This window comes from Polaribacter sargassicola (assembly GCF_021991835.1).
GTDB lineage: Bacteria > Bacteroidota > Bacteroidia > Flavobacteriales > Flavobacteriaceae > Polaribacter > Polaribacter sargassicola.
In genome coordinates this window covers 115,471-138,829 of the sequence record NZ_JAHDAU010000002.1, presented here as the reverse complement: position 1 = coordinate 138,829, position 23,359 = coordinate 115,471, and the positions used below count along the sequence as shown (strand labels likewise).

Sequence of the window (23,359 nt, the reverse complement as noted above, 5' to 3'; positions counted from 1 at the left end):
TTATTTTAATTCAGATTTTAATCAAAAATATATTCTCTTTTGGCAACGAAAAACACTACTGAAAGAATCAACTTCGCAACTTCTCAAATGATTAAAGAATATCCAGATTTCTTGGATATTCAGGTAAAATCTTTCCAAGATTTTTTCCAACTTCAAACAAAAGCAGAAGAAAGAGGAGAAGAAGGTTTGTACAAAACCTTCATGGACAACTTTCCAATTACAGATACAAGAAATCAATTTGTATTAGAATTTTTAGACTACTTTGTAGACCCACCAAGATATTCAATTCAAGAATGTATTGAGAGAGGGTTAACACATAGTGTGCCTTTAAAAGCGCGTCTAAAGCTATATTGTACAGACCCAGAACACGAAGATTTTGAAACGATTGTACAAGATGTATATCTTGGTACAATTCCTTATATGACCAACTCTGGTACTTTTGTTATAAACGGAGCAGAGCGTGTTGTAGTTTCACAATTGCATAGATCACCAGGTGTGTTTTTTGGGCAATCTTTCCATGCTAATGGAACAAAGTTATATTCTGCAAGAGTAATTCCTTTTAAGGGTTCTTGGATAGAATTTGCTACAGATATCAATCAAGTAATGTATGCTTATATTGATAGAAAGAAAAAATTACCAGTAACAACATTATTCAGAGCCATAGGTTTTGAAAGAGATAAAGATATTTTAGAGATTTTTGACCTTGCAGAAGAAGTTAAAGTTTCTAAAGCTGGATTAAAGAAAGTATTAGGACGCAAATTAGCGGCTAGAGTTTTAAAAACTTGGCATGAAGATTTTGTGGATGAAGATACAGGAGAGGTTGTATCTATTGAAAGAAACGAGATCGTTTTTGACCGTGATACAATTTTAGATAAAGAACATATTGATGAAATAATTGACGCAGGTGCTAAAACCGTTTTACTTCATAAAGAAGATAACGATATGGCAGATTATGCGATTATTCATAATACATTACAAAAAGACCCTACCAATTCAGAAAAAGAAGCGGTAGAGCACATTTATAGACAATTACGTAATGCAGAACCGCCAGATGAGGAGACTGCAAGAGGTATTATAGATAAGTTATTCTTTTCTGAACAAAGATATAATTTAGGTGAAGTAGGTCGTTTTAGAATGAATACTAAACTTCAATTAAATGAACCTATTGATCAAAAAGTATTAACAAAGTTAGATATTATTACAATTATTAAATATTTAATTGAGTTAATTAATTCTAAAGCAGAGGTAGATGATATTGATCACTTATCAAACAGACGTGTTAGAACTGTAGGAGAACAGTTAGCGGGTCAATTTGGTGTAGGTTTAGCTCGTATGGCAAGAACTATCCGTGAGCGTATGAATGTGCGAGATAACGAAGTTTTTACACCTATCGATTTAATTAACGCAAAAACATTATCATCTGTAATTAACTCATTCTTTGGTACAAACCAACTATCTCAGTTTATGGATCAAACAAATCCATTAGCAGAGATAACTCATAAGCGTAGATTATCTGCACTTGGGCCAGGTGGTTTATCTAGAGAAAGAGCAGGTTTTGAGGTGCGTGATGTTCATTATACACACTACGGACGTTTATGTCCTATTGAAACACCAGAGGGACCTAATATTGGTTTAATTTCTTCGCTTTCTGTTTTTGCAAAAGTGAATAATTTAGGATTTATTGAAACTCCTTATAGAAAAGTAGATAACGGTGTTGTAAGTGAAGAGGAACCTATTTATTTAAGTGCTGAAGAAGAAGAGGGAATGAAATTCGCTCAATCTAATTTAGAATTAAAAGAAGATAGAACTTTTGTTTTAGATAGAGTTATTGCTCGTGAAGAAGGAGATTTCCCTGTGGTAAATCCAGATGCGATAGATTATATGGATGTTGCTCCTAATCAAATAGCATCTATTTCAGCATCATTAATTCCTTTCTTAGAACATGATGATGCCAACAGAGCATTAATGGGATCTAACATGATGCGTCAAGCAGTTCCATTATTAAGACCAGAATCACCAATTGTTGGTACAGGTTTAGAGCGTAGAGTAGCAAAAGATTCTCGTATTTTAATTAATGCAGAGGGAGCTGGTGAAGTTACTTATGTTGATGCAAATAAAATTACAATTAAGTACGATAGAACAGAAGAAGAAAGACAAGTTAGTTTTGATTCTGATGAAATTTCTTACAACTTAATTAAGTTTAGAAAAACAAACCAAGGTACAAATATCAACCTTAAACCTATTGTTGTAAGAGGTGATAGAGTAGAAGAAGGACAAGTACTTTGTGAAGGATATGCTACACAAAAAGGAGAATTAGCTTTAGGTAGAAATATGAAAGTAGCCTTTATGCCTTGGAAAGGGTATAACTTTGAGGATGCAATTGTAATTTCTGAAAAAGTAGTTCGTGAAGATATATTTACATCTATTCATGTTGATGAATATTCTTTAGATGTTAGAGATACAAAATTAGGTACAGAAGAGTTAACTAATGATATTCCTAATGTTTCTGAAGATGCAACAAAGAATTTAGATGAAAATGGAATGATTAGAATTGGAGCAGAAGTTAATCCTGGTGATATCTTAATTGGTAAAATTACACCTAAAGGGGAGTCTGATCCAACTCCAGAAGAAAAATTATTACGTGCTATCTTTGGTGATAAAGCTGGTGATGTTAAAGACGCATCATTAAAAGCTTCTCCATCATTAAGAGGTGTTGTAATAGATAAAAAGTTATTTAAAAGAGCTTTAAAAGATAAAAATAAGAGATTAAGAGATAAAGAAGCGATAGCTACTTTAGAAGCTTCTTTTGTTTCTAAATTTGAGAGCTTAAAAGATACTTTAATAGAAAAATTATTTACACTTATTAGTGGAAAAACTTCTCAAGGTGTTTATAATGACTTAGGTGAAGAAGTTTTACCAAAAGGTAAAAAATATACTCTTAAGATGTTAAACTCTGTTGATGATTACGTTCACTTAACAGGTTCTTGGACAACGGATAAAGAGTTAAATGATTTAGTTGGTGAGTTAGTTCACAATTATAAAATTAAAGTAAACGACTTACAAGGTTCTTTACGTCGTCAAAAGTTTACAATTTCTGTTGGAGATGAATTACCTGCAGGAATCTTAAAACTTGCCAAAATTTATATTGCTAAAAAACGTAAGTTAAAAGTTGGTGATAAAATGGCTGGTCGTCATGGTAATAAAGGTATTGTTGCACGTATTGTTCGTCAAGAAGATATGCCTTTCTTAGAAGACGGAACACCTGTTGATATTGTATTAAATCCATTAGGGGTACCTTCTCGTATGAATATTGGTCAGATTTATGAAACTGTTCTTGGTTGGGCAGGAGAAAAATTAGGGACTAAGTATGCAACTCCAATTTTTGATGGAGCTTCTTTAGAAGAAATCAATAAGATTACAGATTCTGCTGGAGTACCAAGATTTGGACATACATACCTATATGATGGAGGAACAGGTAAACGTTTTGATCAAAGAGCAACTGTTGGTATTATTTATATGATTAAGTTAGGACACATGATTGATGATAAGATGCACGCACGTTCTATTGGTCCTTATTCATTAATAACACAACAACCATTAGGAGGTAAAGCTCAATTTGGAGGTCAACGTTTTGGTGAGATGGAAGTTTGGGCACTTGAAGCATATGGAGCATCAAGTATCTTAAGAGAAATCTTAACTGTAAAATCTGATGATGTAATGGGTAGAGCTAAAACATACGAAAGTATTGTTAAGGGAGAAACTATGCCAGAACCAGGTTTACCAGAGTCATTTAACGTATTAATGCATGAACTTAAAGGTTTAGGTTTAGACGTTAGATTAGAAGAATAAATTTTTTCAGTAACCAACTCACAATTTTTAATTGTGAGTTGAATACTGCCAACTGAATACTTATTAAAAGACATGGCAAGAAAACAAGAGAAGTACACTGTAAAAAAGTTTAACCAAATCTCAATTGGTTTATCATCACCAGAAGCTATTTTAGAAGTTTCTAAAGGTGAAGTTTTAAAACCAGAAACTATAAATTACCGTACACATAAGCCAGAAAGAGATGGTTTATTTTGTGAGCGTATTTTTGGTCCTGTAAAGGATTATGAGTGTGCTTGTGGAAAGTACAAAAGAATTCGCTACAAAGGTATCGTTTGTGATAGATGTGGTGTAGAAGTAACAGAAAAGAAAGTACGTAGAGATAGAGTAGGACATATTAATTTAGTAGTTCCTGTTGCTCATATATGGTACTTTAGATCATTACCTAACAAAATGGGATACCTTTTAGGTTTACCATCTAAGAAGTTAGATATGATTATATACTACGAACGTTATGTTGTAATTCAACCAGGTATTGCTAAAAATGTAGAAGGAGAGCCATTACAAAAAATGGATTTCTTAACAGAAGAAGAATACTTAGATATAGTTGATGAATTGCCACAAGATAATCAATACTTAGAAGATTCTGACCCTAACAAGTTTATAGCTAAAATGGGAGCAGAATGTCTTATTGATTTATTAGCTCGTATAGATTTAGAGTCTTTATCTTTTGAGTTAAGACATAAAGCAAACACAGAAACGTCTAAACAACGTAAAACTGAAGCCTTAAAACGTTTAAATGTTGTAGAAGCATTTAGAGATTCTCAAAAAAATAGAGAAAACAATCCAGAGTGGATGATAATGAAAGCAATTCCGGTTATACCACCAGAATTACGTCCATTAGTACCATTAGATGGAGGTCGTTTTGCAACTTCAGATTTAAATGATTTATATAGAAGAGTTATTATTAGAAATAATCGTTTAAAAAGATTAGTTGAAATAAAAGCTCCAGAAGTTATTTTACGTAATGAAAAACGTATGTTACAAGAATCTGTAGATTCATTATTTGATAACACACGTAAATCATCTGCAGTAAAAACAGAATCTAATAGACCATTAAAATCGTTATCAGATTCATTAAAAGGTAAACAAGGTCGTTTCCGTCAAAACTTACTTGGTAAGCGTGTTGATTATTCTGCGCGTTCTGTAATTGTTGTTGGACCAGAAATGAAATTGTCTGAATGTGGATTGCCAAAAGATATGGCTGCAGAACTTTACAAACCTTTTGTAATTAGAAAATTAATTGAAAGAGGAATCGTAAAAACTGTAAAATCTGCTAAGAAAATAATAGATAGAAAAGAACCAGTTGTTTGGGATATTTTAGAAAATGTAATTAAAGGACATCCAGTTTTATTAAACAGGGCTCCTACTTTACACAGGCTAGGTATTCAAGCTTTTCAACCAAAATTAATTGAAGGAAAAGCAATTCAATTACACCCATTAGCATGTTCTGCATTTAATGCGGATTTTGATGGGGATCAAATGGCGGTTCACTTACCATTAGGACCAGAAGCTATTTTAGAAGCTCAATTATTAATGTTGGCTTCTCATAATATCTTAAACCCTGCTAATGGTGCACCAGTTACTGTACCATCTCAAGATATGGTACTTGGTTTATATTATATGACCAAAGAGAGAATTTCTACTCCAGAAGTACCAATTAAAGGAGAAGGATTAACTTTCTATTCTCCAGAAGAAGTTACTATAGCTTTTAATGAAGAAAGAGTAGATTTAAATGCTGGTATTAAAGTTAGAACTAAAGATATAGACGAAAACGGAGAGCAAGTAACTAGAATTATAAAAACTACTGTAGGTAGAGTTTTATTTAATGAAGTTGTACCTCCTGCTGCAGGTTATATCAATGAAGTATTGACTAAGAAAAACTTACGTGGAATTATCGGTGGTATTTTAAAAGCTACAGATATCCCTACAACAGGAGAATTCTTAGATCAAATAAAAAATATGGGATATAAATTTGCCTTCCAAGGTGGTTTATCATTCTCATTAGGGGATATTATTATTCCTGAAGAAAAACAAGCTATGATTGATGAAGCTAATAAAGAGGTGGATGTTATTGTAGCAAATTATAACATGGGTATGTTAACGCAAAAAGAGCGTTATAATCAGGTAATTGATATTTGGGGAAGAACAAATAACGATTTAACTGAGTTATCTATGAAACGTTTACGTGAAAACCAACAAGGTTTTAACTCAGTATACATGATGCTTGATTCTGGTGCAAGGGGTTCTAAAGAGCAAATTCGTCAGTTAACAGGTATGCGTGGATTAATGGCAAAACCTAAAAAATCTACAGCAGGTGGTGGTGAGATTATTGAGAACCCGATTCTTTCTAACTTTAAAGAAGGATTATCAATCTTAGAATACTTTATCTCTACGCACGGTGCACGTAAAGGTCTTGCAGATACCGCTTTAAAAACGGCAGATGCTGGTTACTTAACTCGTAGATTAGTAGACGTTTCTCAAGATGTTATTATTAATGAAGAAGATTGTGGTACATTAAGAGGATTAGAAGTAACTCCTTTAAAGAAAAATGATGAGATTGTAGAATCTTTATCAGATAGAATAGAAGGTCGTGTTTCTTTACAAAATGTTTATCACCCATTAACAGAAGAACTTCTTTTAGAAGCTAACCAGCCAATTACAGCTCAATTAGCTTTAAAAGTAGAAAAATCTGGAATTGATAAATTAGAAGTAAGATCTCCTTTATCATGTGAATCTTCAAGAGGTATTTGTGCTAAATGTTATGGTCAAAGTTTATCTACACTTAACAAAGTTCAGATAGGTGAGGCTGTAGGTGTAATTGCCGCACAATCTATTGGAGAGCCTGGTACGCAGTTAACATTACGTACGTTCCACGTTGGTGGGGTTGCAGGTAACATCTCAGAAGATAATAAATTAATTGCCAAGTTTGATGGTAAAGTTGTTATCGAAGATTTACGTACAGTAGTAGGTAAAGATAATGACGGTAATGAAGTAGATATTGTAATTTCTAGAACAGCAGAAATTAAAATTATAGACAAGAAAACAGATATCATACAGAGTACAAATATTATTCCTTACGGTTCTATTATTTATGAAAAAGATAGAAAATCGATTAAAAAAGGAGATGTAATTGTACAATGGGATCCTTTTAACGGTGTAATTGTTTCTGAATTTGCAGGAAAAGTTAAGTTTGATAATTTACAACAAGGTATTAACTACTCTGTAGAAATTGATGAGCAAACAGGTTTCCAAGAGAAGGTAATGATTGACTCTAAGAACAAAAAAATCATTGCTTCTTTAATTATAGAAGATGAAGATGGTAATGCTTTACGTTCTTACAGTTTACCAGTAGGAGCACACTTAATGATTGATGATGGAGATAAGGTAGAAGCAGGTCATACATTAGTTAAGATTCCTAGAAAATCTGGTAAAGCAGGTGATATTACCGGAGGTTTACCTCGTGTAACAGAGTTATTTGAAGCACGTAATCCTTCTAATCCATCTGTTGTTTCTGAGATTGACGGTGTTGTATCTTTTGGAAAAATTAAGCGTGGTAATAGAGAAATTATTGTTGAGTCTAAAACAGGAGAAATTAGTAAGTATTTAATTAAACTTTCTAACCAGATTTTAGTACAAGAAAACGACTTTATTAAAGCAGGTATGCCTTTATCAGACGGAGCAACAACTCCATCAGATATTTTAAGAATTCAAGGTCCATCAGCAGTACAAGAATACTTAGTAAATGAGATACAAGAAGTATATCGTTTACAAGGGGTAAAAATTAACGACAAACATTTTGAAGTTGTTGTACGTCAGATGATGCGTAAAGTTAAAATTATTGATTCTGGAGATACTCTATTCTTAGAGAATCAACTAATTCATAAAACAGACTTTATCACAGAAAATGATGCAATTTATGGAATGAAAGTTGTTGAGAATGCTGGTGATTCTGAAACGTTAAAACCAGGACAAATTATTACAGCTCGTCAATTAAGAGATGAAAATTCTTTATTAAGAAGAAATGATCAAAACTTAGTAGAGGCAAGAGATGCTAAACCTGCAACAGCAGAGCAAGTATTACAAGGTATTACTAGAGCGTCTTTACAAACTAAATCGTTTATTTCTGCGGCTTCTTTCCAAGAAACTACAAAAGTATTAAACGAAGCAGCTGTAAGTGGTAAAATAGATACATTAGAAGGTTTAAAAGAAAATGTTATTGTTGGTAAAAGAATACCAGCTGGTACAGGAATGAGATCTTATGAGAAAATTCTTGTAGGTTCTAAAGATGAACTAGAGCAAAACTTTTAAATAAAAATTTATTCTAATTAAGTTTTATAAGTTGAATTGTTTGCTGTAACTTGTTGCAGTATTCAATTCAACTTTTTTTATATAATTATTTTATTCAACAATATAGTATGGAAGAAAATCAAAACAAAGACGGACAATTAAATATAGAATTAGATCAAGAAATTGCAGAAGGAACTTACTCTAACTTAGCAATTATAAACCATTCCATCTCAGAATTTATTGTAGATTTTATCAATATTATGCCAGGAGTACCAAAGGCAAAAGTAAAATCTAGAATTATATTAACTCCACAACACGCAAAAAGATTAACCAAAGCATTAGCAGACAATGTAAGAAAGTTTGAGCAGCAACATGGAGAAATAAAAGATTATGAACAACCACCTGTACCAATGAATTTTGGTCCTACAGGCCAAGCATAATAAAAAAAGAAAAGACAGCATTTATTGCTGTCTTTTCTTTTTTAAACAGAATTTGTTTTCATTTTTGTTTTAAAATTCTATGTTAACTCTTTTTAAATTTAATGTTAATTGCTTTTAAATCTAGTTATAGATTTAGCCTTTTATTTTCAATTTGTTAACAATGTTAAATAAATCAAAATTTACATTTGATGTTTATAAAACAAACAAAAAATGAAACAATTTTATTTATTAAAACTTTTCTTATTAACGATACTTTTATCGTTAAACTCAGTTAGTTCTTCTGCACAAACAGGGAATATTCAGGGATTAATTACCGATAAAGATGGTTTTTATGTGCCAGGTGCTAACATTACAATTGAGGCTATTAAAAAAGGAGATATTACTGATTTTGATGGAAAATTTACAATTATAGGTGTACCAACAGGAGAGCATGTATTAAAGGTTTCTTATTTAGGATTTAAAAATATAGAGCAAAAAATAGAAGTAAAAGAAAACCAAACTACTAGTATAAAATTAGAGTTAGTATCAGAAAGTATAGAATTAGATGTAATTCAGATTAAAACTTTTAGATTTGGTAGTCAATCCAAGGCATTAAATACTCAAAAAAATAATGTAAATATTACCAATGTTGTATCAACAGATCAAATTGGTAAATTTCCAGATGCCAATATTGGTGATGCTGTAAAAAGAATACCAGGTATTACTATGCAAGTAGACCAAGGTGAAGCAAGAAATATAATTGTAAGAGGTTTATCACCACAATTAAACTCGGTAACTTTAAACGGAAGTAGAATTCCATCGGCAGAAGCAGATAATAGAAATATTCAAATGGATTTAATTCCTTCGGATATGATTCAATCTATACAAGTTAACAAAGCTGTAACACCAGATATGGATGCAGATGCATTGGGTGGATCTGTAAATTTAATTACAAGAACAGCACCACAAGGTTTTAGATTATCTGCAACAGGAGGTTCTGGTATCAACACAATTACAAATAAGAGAATTCTAAATGGTTCTTTTTTAATTGGAGATCGCTCTAAAGACGGTAAGTTTGGTTGGATGGTTTCTGCTGCAATTAATGATAATGATTTTGGATCTCATGATGTAGAAGCAGAATGGACAAATGAATTTGCTTATACAGATGATGCAGGAGAAGAAGTAGAAATGGAAGTAAACCCTTATGCAAATGTTTTTGAAGAAAGAACTTATTTAGTACAAAGGGTTCGTAGAAGTTTTTCTGCTAATTTTGATTATAAAATAAATGACAATAATGATATTTATTTTAAATCTATGTATAACTGGAGAGACGATAGAGAAAATCGTTTTGTGTTAGAGAACGAAATTTTAGATGGAGAGGATATTGAAGTAGGAGACTTTACACTTTCTGGTAATACATTATCTATGTTTCCTGTAGAAGTTAAAAGAGAAACAAAAGGAGGTATTGATAATAATAGAAATAAAAACAGACGTTTAGAAGACCAACGTATGTTTAATTTTACTTTAGGTGGTAATCACTTAGCAAATAAATTACAAATAGATTGGATGGCTTCTTATGCAAAAGCATCAGAAGAACGATTAAATGAACGTTATTTAGTGTACGAAAGTGAATACGCTATTAACTATAATAACGATCCAGAATTTCCTTTATACACTCCTGTAGATGCAGATGATGCAGCTTTTAATAGTTTCGAATTTGGTGAGTTAACAGAAGAAAATCAATACACAGAAGAAAAAGATATGAATGTGTTTGTAAACTTTAAATTACCATTAAATATGTTTGACAATGAAGATGGTTTCTTAAAATTTGGAGTTCGTGGACGTTTTAAAAATAAAAATAGAGACAACGACTTTTTCGAATACTCTCCTGAAGACGGAACTTTTGATGAGTTAGGTAATATTCCTACAAGAGATTATACAAATTCAGATTATTTAGCAGGTAGCCAATACCAAGTTGGTTCTTTTGCGACACCAGAATTTTTAGGAAGTTTAGATTTAACAAATGCATCAGACTTTGAAGAAGAAGATTTAATTGATGAATATTTAAGTGGTAATTTTGATGTAAAAGAAAATGTTTTTGCTGGTTACATTATGGCAAATCAAAAATTAAGTAGTAAACTTAGTTTGTTAGCAGGTGTTAGAATAGAAAGTACAAGTTTAGAATCAGACGGGTTTAAATTAACTTATGTAGAAGAAGATGAAGATGCTGGTATAGATGAAGCTATTTTAGTAGATGCTGTAAGCGATAAAAATTCTTATGTAAATGTGTTGCCTGGTTTACACTTTAAATACGATTTAAATGACAATAGTGTTATACGTTTAGCTTGGACAAACACTTTAGCAAGACCAAATTACGAAGACTTAATACCAAGAGCAGAAATTGTAAATGAAGATAATGAGGTAGTAATTGGTAACCCAGATTTAGACCCAACTACATCTATGAACTTCGATTTAATGGCAGAGCACTATTTTAGTAATGTTGGTATTATTTCTGGAGGATTATTTTACAAGAATATCAAAGATTTTATTTATACATACCAAACAGAAACTACAGATGATACTTATGGAGATGATACAACAGGTTATGATGTGTATCAACCTTTAAACGGAGATAAAGCTTCTATTTTTGGTTTAGAATTGGCAATCCAAAGAAAATTAGATTTCTTACCAGGATTTTTAAAGAACTTTAGTGTTTATGCAAACTATACCTATTTAACTTCTAGCGCAGACGGAATTCGTAACGAAGACGGAGAAGAAAGAGAAGATTTAGATCTACCAAATACAACACCAAATATGTTTAATGCGTCTTTAGGTTATGCAGATTCTAAATTTAATGCAAGACTTTCTGGTAATTTTTCTGATGCATATATTGATGAAATAGGAGGTAATGATTTTGAAGATCGTTATTACGACAAACAATTTTTCTTAGATTTTAGCGCAGGCTACACAATCAACCAAAATTTAAGTATTTATGCAAGTGTAAATAATATTACAAATCAACCTTTACGTTATTACCAAGGTGTAAGTGATAGAACTATGCAAATGGAATACTACGGACAAAGAATTACATTTGGGTTAAAATATGACTTGTTTAAAAAGTAAAATATGACACTAAATATAAAAAGTAGTATTCTTTTTTTAGGAAGTTTAGCGCTATTATCGTGTAATTCTGGTAGTAAGTTACCAGAAATTACACCAGATATAATTACTGAAAAATCATTAAACGATACAGATGATCCTGCAATTTGGATTCATCCAACAGATGCATCAAAAAGTATTGTTTTTGGTACTGATAAAAATACCAACGGAGCAATTTATGCCTATGATTTACAGGGTAAAATTATCGAAGATAAAACCATCAGAAATATACAAAGACCCAATAATGTAGATTTAGAATATGGTTTTCAATTAAATGATTCGGTAACGGTAGATGTCTTGGTATTTACAGAAAGAGAAAAACAACAAATTAGACTATTTTCTATTCCGGATATGAAGCCATTAGATAATGGAGGTTTTTCTGTTTTTGAAGATGAAAAAATTATAGAAAACAAATTACCAATGGGAGTTGCAATGTACAAAAGCCCAATTGATAATAGTTTTTATGCAATTGTTGGCAGAAAAACCGGACCAACAGAAGGATATTTATATCAATACAAATTAGTTTCAGAAAAAGCTACTGTAAAAGCAGAATTGGTTAGAAAGTTTGGGCAATTTAGTGGTGAAAAAGAAATAGAAGCAATTGCTGTAGATGCAGAAATGGGCTATGTTTATTATTCTGATGAAGGACATTGTATTCGTAAATATTATGCAGAGCCTTCTAAAGGAAATGAAGAAATAGCTTGTTTTGGAGGAGAGTATTTTTTAGAAGATATAGAAGGAATTGCAATTGCTAAATACAATGATGGTAAAGGATATATTATTGTTTCTGATCAACAAAAGGGACAGTTTAATATTTTTGATAGAACCACCAATGCATTTGTAAAATCAGTTAATTTAACTACAGTAGAAACTGATGGATGTGATGTAGTTACTGTACCTTTAAACGATACTTTTAAAAGTGGATTATTTGTAGCAATGAATGAAGAAAAAGATTTTTATTTTTATGATTTAGATCGATTGATAAAATAAAATGAAAAATTATTCAAGTAAAAAGCGAAACTATTCAGTTTCGCTTTTTTTATGATTTTTATTTAAATCTCGGTTTCTATTTGTCGGTTTTTAGGATGTAAGACATCATAATATAAAAAATCTATGATTTCATTTTTACATTGATAAATAGGTCTTGCATTCCAACTATGATCTCCTTCTTTAATGCTGTATAAATAAAAAGGTTTGTTTAACGATTTTAATTTATCTGCAATTGCTTTAGATCCAAAAAGAGGTAAATATCCAGTAGCGTCTTTTTTACAATAATGATGAGAAGCCACGTTATAAGGCACTAAATTATCTTTTATTCCATGAAAAAGTTGCGTAGGAATGGCTGTTTTTTCGTTAATTTTATCAACAGAAATTGTAGCACCAGCCATGGCAATAATACCAGCAAATTTAAAGTTAGCATCTAAAATCTTATTCTCATAAACATAAGCTAAGTTTAAAACAGCTTCTGCACCAGCGCTAGAGCCTACCAAAATTATTTTATCTGTATCTATTTTAAATTTTCTATTACGTTTTAAAAAGTATTGTACAGCATAACTAATATCTTTAGAAACATCATTAAAAGCTTGTATTTTTAATGCAGCGTTTGTTGTACAACCAAAACCAATTCCTTTCATAGTTAAACGGTAAGATATAGAAGCTACAGCATAACCATGTGCTGCCATTTCTATGGCAAAATCTTTAGAAATTTTATCGCTTCTACTTCCTCCAGAAAATCCACCTCCGTGAACATATATTAATAAAGGCACTTTCCCTTTAATTTTTTTAGGTTTGTAAAAATCTAACTTTAAATTTTTCTCTTTTTTTATACGTTGATACGTATATGTTCTTTCAGAAAATTTAGCTGTTTTTTCTAGATAAGGTTTTTGAGAGTAAGTATTTAGAAAGAAGAATAAAGAAATAATAAATAAAATTATTTTCATTTTAATTTAAGATTTACTTTTTAGTTTGTTAAATATTTTGGTGAGTTTGGCATATAAAAAAGCATTTGTTTGCGCGTAATAAAAAGAAATAATACAAACAGCAACTAAGAACAAAATAGCGCCAATAATGGCCTCTGTTGGATTTAGATTTTTACCAATAATTTTTTTTAGCCCTAAACCTGTAAAACTTCCGTAGATAATAATAAAGTGAATTACATAAATAGACAATGTTTTTTGTCCTATTTTTAAAATTAGTGGAAATTTTAAATACGCTTCTAAACTGTAAAAAAATGCAAAAATAATTAATACGTTTCCAAAGCGAGTAAAAAGATAATTATAGCTAGCAGCATCCATTAATAATTGAAAGTTGCATAATTTTGATAAAAATGCTAGAATTAGAGAAGAGTAAAAAATAAATACACAGCCAATAATTAAAAAACTAAAAATAACTGTTTTTTTAAAGTTTTTCTTAAGTAAATTTTTATTAAAAATGGTTGCTAAAAATGCACCAAAACAAACATAACCGGCCCAAGGTAAAATGGTAAAAATAGAGCCGTTACTTTTAGAAATGTAATTGTTTAAAAAAACAGGAATAGATGTAATATTCAAGTTTCTGTATAAAGGCTCTGTAATAAAAATAGTAACCCCTAAAATTAAGCTGATAATAGCAAAAAGTGTCGTTTTTTTATTACAAAGAAAATAAATACAGATAATAAATATTAAACTTAAACCTATTATTTGAAGCACGTCAATTACCAGGAAATAAGAATTAAATTTACCAGCCAACCAACTAAAAATAGGAATTCTTAATACATAACCTACACCAATTAAAAAGAATCCTCTTGTAAGTCCTTTTATCATTCTTTTGTTTTCTAAGCCTTTTGTTTTAGCTCTTAATAAAAGATAAGTAAAAATTAAACCAGAAATTGTAAAAAAAGTAGGAGCCGTAATACCTCTAAAATAAGACCAAATATTAAAAGCAATATTATTAGTATCTCTGTAAGAAGTGGCTAATAAAGTATCTATAAAATGCCCTTGTAACATCATTAAAATGGCAAAAGCACGCACAATATCAATAAAATACAATCTACTTTTATCCACAGAAATGAAATAGTTTTTGGATAAAGATAAATAAATTTAGAACTTATAAAAGTTATTCTTAATTTTTAAGATGTAATAAATTAAACTTGTCTTGTTTTATTTAATAACCAAAAATCAGCTAAAACTAAAGCAGTCATTGCTTCTACAATAGGTACAGCTCTTGGTACAACACACGGATCATGACGTCCTTTACCCGTAATTTCTGTAAGATCACCTTCAGAGTTTATGGTTTGTTGGTTTCTCATAATAGTAGCAACAGGTTTAAAAGCTACTCTAAAATAAATATCCATTCCGTTACTAATACCACCTTGTATTCCGCCAGATAAATTAGAGGCAGTAGAACCATCAGTATTAAAAACATCATTGTGTTCAGAACCTTTCATCTTAGCACCACAGAATCCACTACCAAATTCAAAACCTTTTACCGCATTTATAGATAACATCGCGCTACCCAATTGAGCATGTAATTTATTAAAAATAGGTTCTCCCAAACCAACAGGTACATTTTTAGCAACACAAGTTACAGTACCACCAATGGTATCACCAGCTTTTCTAATTTCCTGAATTCTTGTAATCATTTTTTCTGCACTATCTGCATCTGGGCAACGAACGATATTATCTTCAGTTCTAGAAAAATCTAATTCTTGATAAGGTTTGTCTATAAAAATATCTCCTACAGAAGAGGTAAATGCATTAATATCCATGCTAGCAACTAATTGTTTAGCCAAAGCACCCGCAACTACCCAATTGGCAGTTTCACGAGCAGAACTTCTACCACCACCTCTATAATCTCTAATACCATATTTTTTATCATACGTATAATCTGCATGAGACGGTCTGTAAACATTTGTATTATGATTGTAGTCTTTAGATTTCTGATTGGTGTTTTTAATAACAAAACCAATAGAAGTACCGGTAGTAACACCTTCAAAAATACCAGAATGAAACTCTACAGTATCTGGTTCTTTACGCTGGGTAACAATTTTAGATTGCCCAGGTTTACGTCTGTCTAATTCTGCTTGTATAGCATCAAAGTCAACTTTTAACCCTGCTGGAAAACCATCTATAACACCACCAATTGCAGTTCCATGAGATTCTCCATACGTTGTAACTTTTAATAAATTTCCGAAAGAATTAAACGACATAACTAAATTTTAGAATAATAGCCACAAATATACGAAACAACTTTAGATGATATGCGTTTATTAGATGTTTGTAACGATTTCTAAAAACTATAATTTATATAAATGAATTGATTTTTAACCTGTTATAAATAATAAAAAATGATATTCAAAAAAAATCAAAAATAATTTAGTTTTTTTTCTTTCAAATTGAAAAAACTTTATATATTTGCATCCGCATTCAGGGAATACCTGATGAGACACTTGGAGAAATGGCAGAGTGGTCGAATGCGGCAGTCTTGAAAACTGTTGACTGTAACAGGTCCGGGGGTTCGAATCCCTCTTTCTCCGCAAAAACCCTTACAATCTTTAGATTGTAAGGGTTTTATTTTTTAGGTATAAATATGGAGATCAGAAGTCTATTATTTAATACTTGTCTTTAACTGAAAAGTATATCTCTACTATTATTGTGTTGTTGTTTAAATACTGGAATTGCTACATTAGATAGAATAGAAGGTTGAGAGAAAGGTAATTATAATATTATTGAATTTTAAATTTATTTTATCCTATAACCTAATTCCTTACTTTTTTCAATCATAATTGTATCATCAATAAAAACAACAACAAACCTATTTTGTTGAAAATTATCCAATAAAAAAAGAGTAATTTTTTTTTACTTTATCCGTATTCTATGCCAAAATATACAGATGCTTCAAACGTATTTATGCTTTTTATTTGCATTTTTTAAGGGATATTTTTTTTAATGATAAAGCACTTTTTGTGGCAACAGAATTTGTAGAAAAACCAAAAAGATATCTATATTCTAAAACACAGTACTTTTGATTTCTATTAAACCTGCTTAGATATGAGTGTGGAAATATTTCAAAATCATAATTTTTACCTTTTTGAAGTTTTAAAACAGTTGGAATACCTGAAATGTCATCATTATAAAAATCGTCTTCAGAGTAAACAAAATTAATGTTTAAGTCATCAAAACAGATTTCATAAAATACGATATCAGAACCTATGAAAACTTTTAATAACTTGTTCTTAATAAAATATTTTTGAAGTGTTAACATATTTTTACTTTTTTAAAGTCTCATTGTAAAACCACCTTCCCCTGCTTTGGGAGGTTGGTATCTCAAAATGATGAGATTCTTAATGATACTACAAAATTAATAATTTATTTTTAAAAGACAAATCAACTATAGGTAAGTGTACTAAAGTTAAAACTCAACATCTTGTTGAATTTTAAGAATAAATTCTTGTTAAACTTACCTTTATAAAGGTTGATAATAGAGTCATTTTTTTAGGTTTTATTTCATAATTATTAGGAATAGGATCTATTTTTTTACTTCTTTTCAGCAAGCAGCTTATTTGTAATTAGAGATTCTTGTTTTTATTTGAGTTGCAGTGTTTGATTGTTCGTGAAATAGAAACCGAGCATAAAAGAATTACGCCTTCCTCAATAGGCTTTTTAAGATTCAAATCCTCTACTTTATTTCTACATAATTTTCTCAAAAAAAAGGAATCAAACCTTAATACTTTAAAACCTTTAAAAAATATTTTGTTTAACAAATGTAAAATATAGTTAAACATTTTGTATTTTTATAGCATCAAACGGAATCTTTAATCGCTAACAACTACAAATAAAATTTATGTTCGGATTGTTTAAAAAGAAGTCAGCAACAGAAAAGCTACAAGCACAGTATAAAAAATTACTGAAAGAAGCACATGCATTGTCTACAACAAATAGAAAAATGAGTGATCAAAAAATGTTTGAAGCTGATGAGGTGCTAAAACAAATAGAAAAAGAAACGAATTTGTTTTAAAAAAGATGGAAAAAGAAAAAAAGCCAGATAATGTTGTTTTTAATACAACAACTCAAAAATACGATGCCGCTATTAAACCTTACGCAACATCGGTAGGAGCACCTGTAATAACAGCTACAGATTCTATTGCATGGAAAAATAGAAGTATTAATAAGGTGAACCATAAAATGGAAGCACAGTATTTAGAGTTAAAAGCAGCTTATGAGCGTATGTTGCAAGAGTACGATTATAACAAACTCCTTTTTGAAGCTAAGTTTTCTTTTGAACCGATTATAGGAGAAGTGTATCATTTATACAAAAGAAACGAGGATGAAAATTTTCTTTCAATAATTGCACCCGAACAATGCAATTTTAAAGCTTTAGGAAGTTTTTATTTGAATGCAGATCAAATTTGGGTAAAAATTTAACAATTTATGTTGGCAACAAATCAGTTTACAGAAAGAGAATTAGACCGCATTATAGAAATGGCTTGGGAAGATCGTACCCCTTTTGAGGCTATTTTGTTTCAGTTTAATTTGCCAGAAAAAGAAGTTATTAAAGTAATGCGTGGCAATCTTAAAACATCTAGTTTTAAACGTTGGCGAAAACGGGTTAATAGTGGTGTTAGTCAAAAGCATTTAAAAAAGCGCAATCCAGATATTACTCGTTTTAAATGTACCCGTCAAAAAGCAATCTCTGGCAATAAAATTAGCAAAAGATAATTGCAAGAAGCTTTGTATTAATACACAAAAAAAATAAAAATGAAAAAACAACACCTTCCTCAAAAAACATGTGTTGTTTGTCAGCGGCCTCTTACTTGGCGTAAAAAATGGGAAAAGAACTGGGAAACCGTAAAATATTGTAGTAAACGTTGTCAAAAAAACAAATGAAACAGATCAACTTGGTATTTCCGCATCAACTATTTCAAAAATCTCCATTGTTAGAGAACGATGCTCCATGGTATTTGGTAGAAGAATATTTGTTCTTTAAACAGTACCCATTTCACAAACAAAAAATAGCATTTCATAGAGCGACCATGCAACAATATGCGGATTTTTTAAGACAAGAAATCAAAGCAGAAGTAAATTATATCAATGCAACAGAAGAAACTGCAGATATAAGAATGCTTATACCAGCCTTAAAAAAGGAAGGCATTAGTCATGTTAATTATATAGATCCTACAGACAATTGGCTGCAAAAAAGAATGGACAAAGGTTTTGTTGAAAACGGAATTGCAACAACTGAGTACAATTCGCCTTTGTTCTTAAATACCAAAGAAGAGTTAGCCGATTTTTTTAGAAGTGATAAAAAAAAATACCATCAAACTACTTTTTACACACATCAACGTAAAAAACAGAACATTCTAATAGAACCAGACGGAAAACCAACAGGCGGAAAATGGACGTTTGATACCGAAAACCGAAAAAAATATCCAGCTAAAAAAACACCACCATTTGTTCAGTTTCCAGATGCAGATACCTATTATATAGAATCGAAAACCTATGTAAGTAAGCACTTTTCATCACATTTAGGGATGCTTACAGATTATCAATTGTATCCTAGTAATTTTAAGACAACCAAAGCTTGGCTTCATCAATTTTTTGAACAACGTTTTGTAGATTTTGGCGTGTATGAAGATGCTATTGTCGCCGAAAATTCTATATTAAATCACAGCGTATTAACGCCTATGTTAAATGTGGGTTTAATAACTCCTAAAGAAATTATTTCGGCCTGTTTAGACTATGCCAAACAAAACAACATCCCTATCAATTCAACCGAAGGTTTTGTACGTCAGATTATAGGTTGGCGAGAATTTATACGTGGTGTTTATGAGGTAAGAGGAAGTGAAGAACGCAGAACCAATTTCTGGAATTTTAAGAGAAAAATACCTGCATCTTTTTACAACGGTACAACCGGTATTTTACCAATAGATATCACTATAAAAAAAGTATTGCAAACCGGTTATTGCCATCATATAGAGCGTTTAATGGTGTTGGGGAATTTTATGATGTTGTGCGAGTTTGATCCTGATGAGGTGTACCAGTGGTTTATGGAGTTATTTATTGATGCTTACGATTGGGTAATGGTTACCAATGTCTACGGAATGAGTCAGTTTGCAGATGGTGGATTAATTGCCAGCAAACCTTATATCAGTGGGAGTAATTACTTAATAAAAATGAGTAACTATAAAAAGGGCACTTGGCAAGCAACTTGGGATGGTTTGTTTTGGCGATTTATGCACACGCACAAAGATTTCTTTTTGTCGAACCCAAGATTGGGGATGTTGGTAAGAATGTTTGATAAAATGCCAACAGAAAAACAACAAAATCATCTAAAGAATGCAGAAGCTTATTTGTCTACCTTAAACGATAAAACATGATATTTAATACAAGCCATACCAATCAGAAATTCACAGAAGAAAGTAATGACATATTAGGAAAAGCATTTTCGTTATTCGAAAAAATAAAGATGGGTGGCGTGGGGTCTAGTCGGTTTGTGGTAAAAGAGTGGAGTGCACATTTACTCCCAAACAAGCTACAAAAAGTAGCTATGCATTATGCCAATATCGAGCTAAGACCAAAAGGGATTATGGTGCATTTTACCAACGGATTAGAGCGTTACTCTTGGATAATTACTTATTATCGTTTGGTGGTTTATAATGCACAAACGTTTAGTATTCATGCCGATGGACATTTTATCAAGTTTCGTAAAAACAAAAATTATCAAAACAATAAAAAGTTCATTAATAAAATGATAGACTGCAAAAATATTTTTTTAAACCTAAGTTATTATGACGGATAATACGAATTGGAGCAATGTTTAAATCCCTTATTTTATTCATCATATATACGTTAACCATGCAATCTGTAACTATTTTTAACTTTAAAGAAATGAAAGATCTTCAAAACTGGAGGGTGATTGACGATGCAGTTATGGGAGGACAATCTTCTGGAGCCTTATCTGTTGATAAAGAGGGGTATGGGGTTTTTAAAGGAACAGTTTCTTTAGCCAATAACGGTGGCTTTTCTCTGTTGAGATATCGTTTTAACAAAAGAAGTACCAAGCCCTTTTCTAAAATTATTCTAAAAGTAAAAGGAGACGGAAAAACCTATCAGTTTCGAATAAAAAGCAAGTCGTCTGATGCCTATTCTTACGTTACTTATTTTACAACAACTCAGAAATGGCAAAATATTGCCATCAATTTAGCAGAGATGTATCCTGCATTTAGAGGACGTAAATTAGATATTCCCAATTACAATAAAACAGCTATAGAAGAAATTGCCTTTTTAATAGGAAACAAAAAAGCAGAAGATTTTACCTTAAATATAGCAGCAATTTTATTTGATTAAAATTGGATGTTTCTCTTGAAAATGAATTTCCTAAATTGTAAAAGCGCTTTAATTTACAATGGCTCTTCTTTTTATTGTAAATTGACTTTTTCTACCTTAAAATATCTCATTTTACCTTTAGAATCACGCTATTGTAAATGTGCTTGGTCTATTGTTTAAACAAAAAGAGTGTTTTTTTATCATTTTTGAACGATAATTGGCCTAAAATCAAATATTTAACAGGAAATTTTATCGGTTAGTAAAAACCATTTATTTGTGAAAGTTACACTTGTAATTGTTTGATTTTTAGTGTTTTGGTTGTTTTTTAAAAATGATTTTTCTTTTTATAAAAGTGATATTGTTAATAATAATTAAATAAACTTTGAATAAGTATTCTTTGTACGTGTAAGTTTTTTGTAGTTTTACAGTGTCTTTAAGCTATTTATATGTTTAAATAACATTTTAGATATGTAAATAAGTTTTAGTTGCTTAAAAGGGCTTTTTTACTATTTGTAAACTTTTTTAAGCAGGTAAAAATAAGACATAAAAAAAAGCCTTAGACTATAATAAGTTAAGACTTTTTGTAAAACGGTAACACTTTTAAAGGTGTCGTGTTTTGTTATTCGCATTTCAAAATTACAATTCTTTTAAAAGCTTACCAAAAAATATTTGTTAATTTTTTAAAGCAGGTCATTATCCTGCATTTGGTAAAGCTTATGAACTAGCACAAAAACTTCTTACTAAGTACTATTAGTACTGGTAATTTACCTTGTAAACTCGGGCGGGGTAAGGCAAAGAATTGTTGAGGTTTTCTTAGAAACGTAGAGGTATCGTTGCAATAGCCTCTTACATCAAATATTGTTTTTAATTCATTTTAAACCCATATACATGGCAATTAAATACAAAATAATAAAAAGGGTAAACCCTAGAGACATTACTGCACAAAAAAAGTATTATGCTGCAGTAACACCAAACGGAAGTGTAGATTTTGAAACCTTAGCAGAAATGATTTCTGAGCAATCTGCATTGTCGGAAACAGATTGTTTAGCAACGCTAAACATATTAGAAACCAACATTGTAAGAGAACTTAAAAACGGAAGAATAGTACGTTTAGGAAAATTGGGTAATTTTCAAGTAAGCTTAAGTTCCGAAGGATTTGACACAGCCGATGAAGTAGGGGCAGATGCCATAACTAAAACACGTGTGTTATTTAGACCAGCAAAAAAATTACGATCGTTGTTAAAAACAGTTTCATTTAGCACGCAAACTTAGCGTAAAAATATAAAAAGCCAAGTCGGTTTTTTATAGCACAAGCCTCAATAATCATCGATTATTGAGGCTTTTTTGTACGTTTTTGGCCCATATGCATCAGTATGCAACTTTCATCGCGTACTGATGCAGTTGAAGTTGCGTCTTGATGGAGTAAAAGTTACATCAGGACGCATCTGAGAAAAGGTCAATTTGCATAAAAATGACTAAAATTAGTGCTAAAAAGTTACTTTTTCGCTCTTTTTTTTGTTGAAAATCAGGTAAAAAACACTCTATTTTAGCTCAAAAAAAGTGAAAAAACACCTGTTTTTTCATGTAAAATAAGGGGGGATTTTAACTAAAAATGAGCTGTTTGGTTTGATGAAATAAGCAAGTTAAGATGCTTTTTATGAGTTGATAAACTGTTTTTAGATGCTTTTTAAAAGAGATTTTAAAGGTATTTAAATTTTAAATAAAAGTGAATTTACATCTATTCTCTTTGCATTATTTAGGTAAATAACATACCTTTATTTTCTACCTATTTTAGTTAAAAAATTGCACAAAAGAGACTAAAATTTATCGGAGAAATATACATTTTATACATAAAATGTGTGATTCTGTTTTTAGTAAATTTATTGAAAAAGAAGTAAAAGTAAAAATGGCAAACAGCAAACATGCACATGTAAGATATAATGTTCTAGATTATTATTATCGAAAAAAGGCATTTACATTTAATGAGTTATTAAATTATGTAAATGGAGTTATAAGAGAATTGTATCCTGGAGAAGAAATATCGGTTAGAACATTAAGAGACGATTTAAAAGTTTTTAGAGATCACGAAAAAGGATTTGGTGCTCCGTTGCCAGAAAAAATTCGAGTTCTAAAGTATGTAAAGCCCGCGTTTTCCATCGCTCAAAAACCTTTGCTAGAATACGAGCATTATTTAATTACTGCTGCCCAGCAATTGTTAGAAAGGTTTAACCATCAAAAATTAACAGAGAACAATTCAACAATGAAACAAAAGTTTAATAATTTACAGAAAAAGCTTTAATTAGT

At 30.7% G+C, this 23,359-nt stretch carries 18 protein-coding genes, 1 tRNA gene and 1 riboswitch; of the genes, 15 read left to right on the top strand and 4 right to left on the bottom strand.

Annotated features, from left to right (window positions below):
• The first annotated feature begins 39 nt into the window (after positions 1 to 39).
• The 5 genes from rpoB (at position 40) to KI686_RS03905 (ending at position 12,743) form a co-directional block, all read left to right on the top strand.
• Entirely contained in the window at positions 40 to 3,849 is a 3,810-nt protein-coding gene (gene rpoB / locus KI686_RS03925) for a DNA-directed RNA polymerase subunit beta (protein ID WP_262913966.1), read from the top strand.
• 72 nt (positions 3,850 to 3,921) lie between these two features.
• The gene (gene rpoC, locus KI686_RS03920) at positions 3,922 to 8,196 is read left to right on the top strand and encodes a DNA-directed RNA polymerase subunit beta' (protein WP_237587968.1); all 4,275 of its coding nucleotides are present in this window, start codon (positions 3,922 to 3,924) and stop codon (positions 8,194 to 8,196) included.
• Between the two features lie 107 nt (positions 8,197 to 8,303).
• Complete coding sequence (locus KI686_RS03915) at positions 8,304 to 8,615, top strand: DUF3467 domain-containing protein (RefSeq protein WP_237587967.1); 312 nt, start codon at positions 8,304 to 8,306, stop codon at positions 8,613 to 8,615.
• Between the two features lie 210 nt (positions 8,616 to 8,825).
• On the top strand, positions 8,826 to 11,717 hold the full coding sequence (locus KI686_RS03910) for a TonB-dependent receptor (protein ID WP_237587966.1): 2,892 nt from the start codon (positions 8,826 to 8,828) through the stop codon (positions 11,715 to 11,717).
• A gap of 3 nt (positions 11,718 to 11,720) precedes the next feature.
• Complete coding sequence (locus tag KI686_RS03905; protein ID WP_237587965.1) at positions 11,721 to 12,743, top strand: phytase; 1,023 nt, start codon at positions 11,721 to 11,723, stop codon at positions 12,741 to 12,743.
• Between the two features lie 62 nt (positions 12,744 to 12,805).
• On the opposite strand, the gene KI686_RS03900 is transcribed toward KI686_RS03905, so the two are convergent.
• From KI686_RS03900 to aroC, 3 genes are all read right to left on the bottom strand, one after another.
• Entirely contained in the window at positions 12,806 to 13,693 is an 888-nt protein-coding gene (locus KI686_RS03900; protein ID WP_237587964.1) for a carboxylesterase family protein, read from the bottom strand.
• A gap of 6 nt (positions 13,694 to 13,699) precedes the next feature.
• Entirely contained in the window at positions 13,700 to 14,794 is a 1,095-nt protein-coding gene (locus KI686_RS03895; protein WP_237587963.1) for a heparan-alpha-glucosaminide N-acetyltransferase domain-containing protein, read from the bottom strand.
• 80 nt (positions 14,795 to 14,874) lie between these two features.
• Entirely contained in the window at positions 14,875 to 15,939 is a 1,065-nt protein-coding gene (aroC, locus tag KI686_RS03890; RefSeq protein WP_237587962.1) for a chorismate synthase, read from the bottom strand.
• Between the two features lie 242 nt (positions 15,940 to 16,181).
• On the opposite strand from aroC, the gene KI686_RS03885 reads away from it, so the two are divergent.
• Positions 16,182 to 16,266, top strand: a tRNA-Ser gene (locus KI686_RS03885).
• A 380-nt stretch (positions 16,267 to 16,646) separates the two neighbouring features.
• On the opposite strand, the gene KI686_RS03880 is transcribed toward KI686_RS03885, so the two are convergent.
• Positions 16,647 to 16,994, bottom strand: a complete 348-nt coding sequence (locus tag KI686_RS03880; protein ID WP_237587961.1) for a hypothetical protein — start codon at positions 16,992 to 16,994, stop codon at positions 16,647 to 16,649.
• Positions 16,985 to 17,085, bottom strand: a riboswitch (SAM-I-IV-variant riboswitch). It overlaps the preceding gene by 10 nt.
• 488 nt (positions 17,086 to 17,573) lie before the next feature.
• On the opposite strand from KI686_RS03880, the gene KI686_RS03875 reads away from it, so the two are divergent.
• The 9 genes from KI686_RS03875 (at position 17,574) to KI686_RS03835 (ending at position 23,354) form a co-directional block, all read left to right on the top strand.
• Positions 17,574 to 17,747, top strand: coding sequence for a Lacal_2735 family protein (locus tag KI686_RS03875; RefSeq protein ID WP_237587960.1), 174 nt, complete (start codon positions 17,574 to 17,576; stop codon positions 17,745 to 17,747).
• Positions 17,748 to 17,752: 5 nt separating this feature from the next.
• Positions 17,753 to 18,154 carry a DUF2452 domain-containing protein gene (locus KI686_RS03870; RefSeq protein WP_237587959.1) on the top strand — a complete coding sequence of 134 codons (402 nt, stop codon included), beginning with the start codon at positions 17,753 to 17,755 and terminating at the stop codon, positions 18,152 to 18,154.
• Between the two features lie 6 nt (positions 18,155 to 18,160).
• The gene (locus KI686_RS03865) at positions 18,161 to 18,448 is read left to right on the top strand and encodes a TIGR03643 family protein (protein WP_237587958.1); all 288 of its coding nucleotides are present in this window, start codon (positions 18,161 to 18,163) and stop codon (positions 18,446 to 18,448) included.
• A 39-nt stretch (positions 18,449 to 18,487) separates the two neighbouring features.
• Positions 18,488 to 18,616, top strand: coding sequence for a DUF2256 domain-containing protein (locus KI686_RS03860; RefSeq protein WP_237587957.1), 129 nt, complete (start codon positions 18,488 to 18,490; stop codon positions 18,614 to 18,616).
• Complete coding sequence (locus KI686_RS03855) at positions 18,613 to 20,106, top strand: cryptochrome/photolyase family protein (RefSeq protein WP_237587956.1); 1,494 nt, start codon at positions 18,613 to 18,615, stop codon at positions 20,104 to 20,106. Before KI686_RS03860 ends, KI686_RS03855 begins: the two co-directional genes overlap by 4 nt.
• A complete protein-coding gene (locus tag KI686_RS03850; RefSeq protein ID WP_237587955.1) occupies positions 20,103 to 20,528 on the top strand; it encodes a hypothetical protein in 426 nt (141 codons plus the stop codon). Before KI686_RS03855 ends, KI686_RS03850 begins: the two co-directional genes overlap by 4 nt.
• A gap of 14 nt (positions 20,529 to 20,542) precedes the next feature.
• The gene (locus tag KI686_RS03845) at positions 20,543 to 21,076 is read left to right on the top strand and encodes a CIA30 family protein (protein ID WP_306665739.1); all 534 of its coding nucleotides are present in this window, start codon (positions 20,543 to 20,545) and stop codon (positions 21,074 to 21,076) included.
• A gap of 867 nt (positions 21,077 to 21,943) precedes the next feature.
• On the top strand, positions 21,944 to 22,327 hold the full coding sequence (locus KI686_RS03840) for an HU family DNA-binding protein (protein ID WP_237587953.1): 384 nt from the start codon (positions 21,944 to 21,946) through the stop codon (positions 22,325 to 22,327).
• Positions 22,328 to 22,910: 583 nt separating this feature from the next.
• Positions 22,911 to 23,354, top strand: coding sequence for a hypothetical protein (locus KI686_RS03835; RefSeq protein WP_237587952.1), 444 nt, complete (start codon positions 22,911 to 22,913; stop codon positions 23,352 to 23,354).
• The last annotated feature ends 5 nt before the right edge of the window (positions 23,355 to 23,359 follow it).

Excerpts from the sequence above, each read along its gene's own strand:
- rpoC (WP_237587968.1), top strand. The coding sequence starts at position 3,922 with ATGGCAAGAAAACAAGAGAAGTACACTGTAAAAAAGTTTAACCAAATC.
- KI686_RS03915 (WP_237587967.1), top strand. The coding sequence starts at position 8,304 with ATGGAAGAAAATCAAAACAAAGACGGACAATTAAATATAGAATTAGAT.
- KI686_RS03910 (WP_237587966.1), top strand. The coding sequence starts at position 8,826 with ATGAAACAATTTTATTTATTAAAACTTTTCTTATTAACGATACTTTTA.
- KI686_RS03905 (WP_237587965.1), top strand. The coding sequence starts at position 11,721 with ATGACACTAAATATAAAAAGTAGTATTCTTTTTTTAGGAAGTTTAGCG.
- KI686_RS03900 (WP_237587964.1), bottom strand. The coding sequence starts at position 13,693 with ATGAAAATAATTTTATTTATTATTTCTTTATTCTTCTTTCTAAATACT.
- aroC (WP_237587962.1), bottom strand. The coding sequence starts at position 15,939 with ATGTCGTTTAATTCTTTCGGAAATTTATTAAAAGTTACAACGTATGGA.
- KI686_RS03880 (WP_237587961.1), bottom strand. The coding sequence starts at position 16,994 with ATGTTAACACTTCAAAAATATTTTATTAAGAACAAGTTATTAAAAGTT.
- KI686_RS03875 (WP_237587960.1), top strand. The coding sequence starts at position 17,574 with ATGTTCGGATTGTTTAAAAAGAAGTCAGCAACAGAAAAGCTACAAGCA.
- KI686_RS03870 (WP_237587959.1), top strand. The coding sequence starts at position 17,753 with ATGGAAAAAGAAAAAAAGCCAGATAATGTTGTTTTTAATACAACAACT.
- KI686_RS03865 (WP_237587958.1), top strand. The coding sequence starts at position 18,161 with ATGTTGGCAACAAATCAGTTTACAGAAAGAGAATTAGACCGCATTATA.
- KI686_RS03860 (WP_237587957.1), top strand. The coding sequence starts at position 18,488 with ATGAAAAAACAACACCTTCCTCAAAAAACATGTGTTGTTTGTCAGCGG.
- KI686_RS03855 (WP_237587956.1), top strand. The coding sequence starts at position 18,613 with ATGAAACAGATCAACTTGGTATTTCCGCATCAACTATTTCAAAAATCT.
- KI686_RS03850 (WP_237587955.1), top strand. The coding sequence starts at position 20,103 with ATGATATTTAATACAAGCCATACCAATCAGAAATTCACAGAAGAAAGT.
- KI686_RS03845 (WP_306665739.1), top strand. The coding sequence starts at position 20,543 with ATGTTTAAATCCCTTATTTTATTCATCATATATACGTTAACCATGCAA.
- KI686_RS03840 (WP_237587953.1), top strand. The coding sequence starts at position 21,944 with ATGGCAATTAAATACAAAATAATAAAAAGGGTAAACCCTAGAGACATT.
- KI686_RS03835 (WP_237587952.1), top strand. The coding sequence starts at position 22,911 with ATGTGTGATTCTGTTTTTAGTAAATTTATTGAAAAAGAAGTAAAAGTA.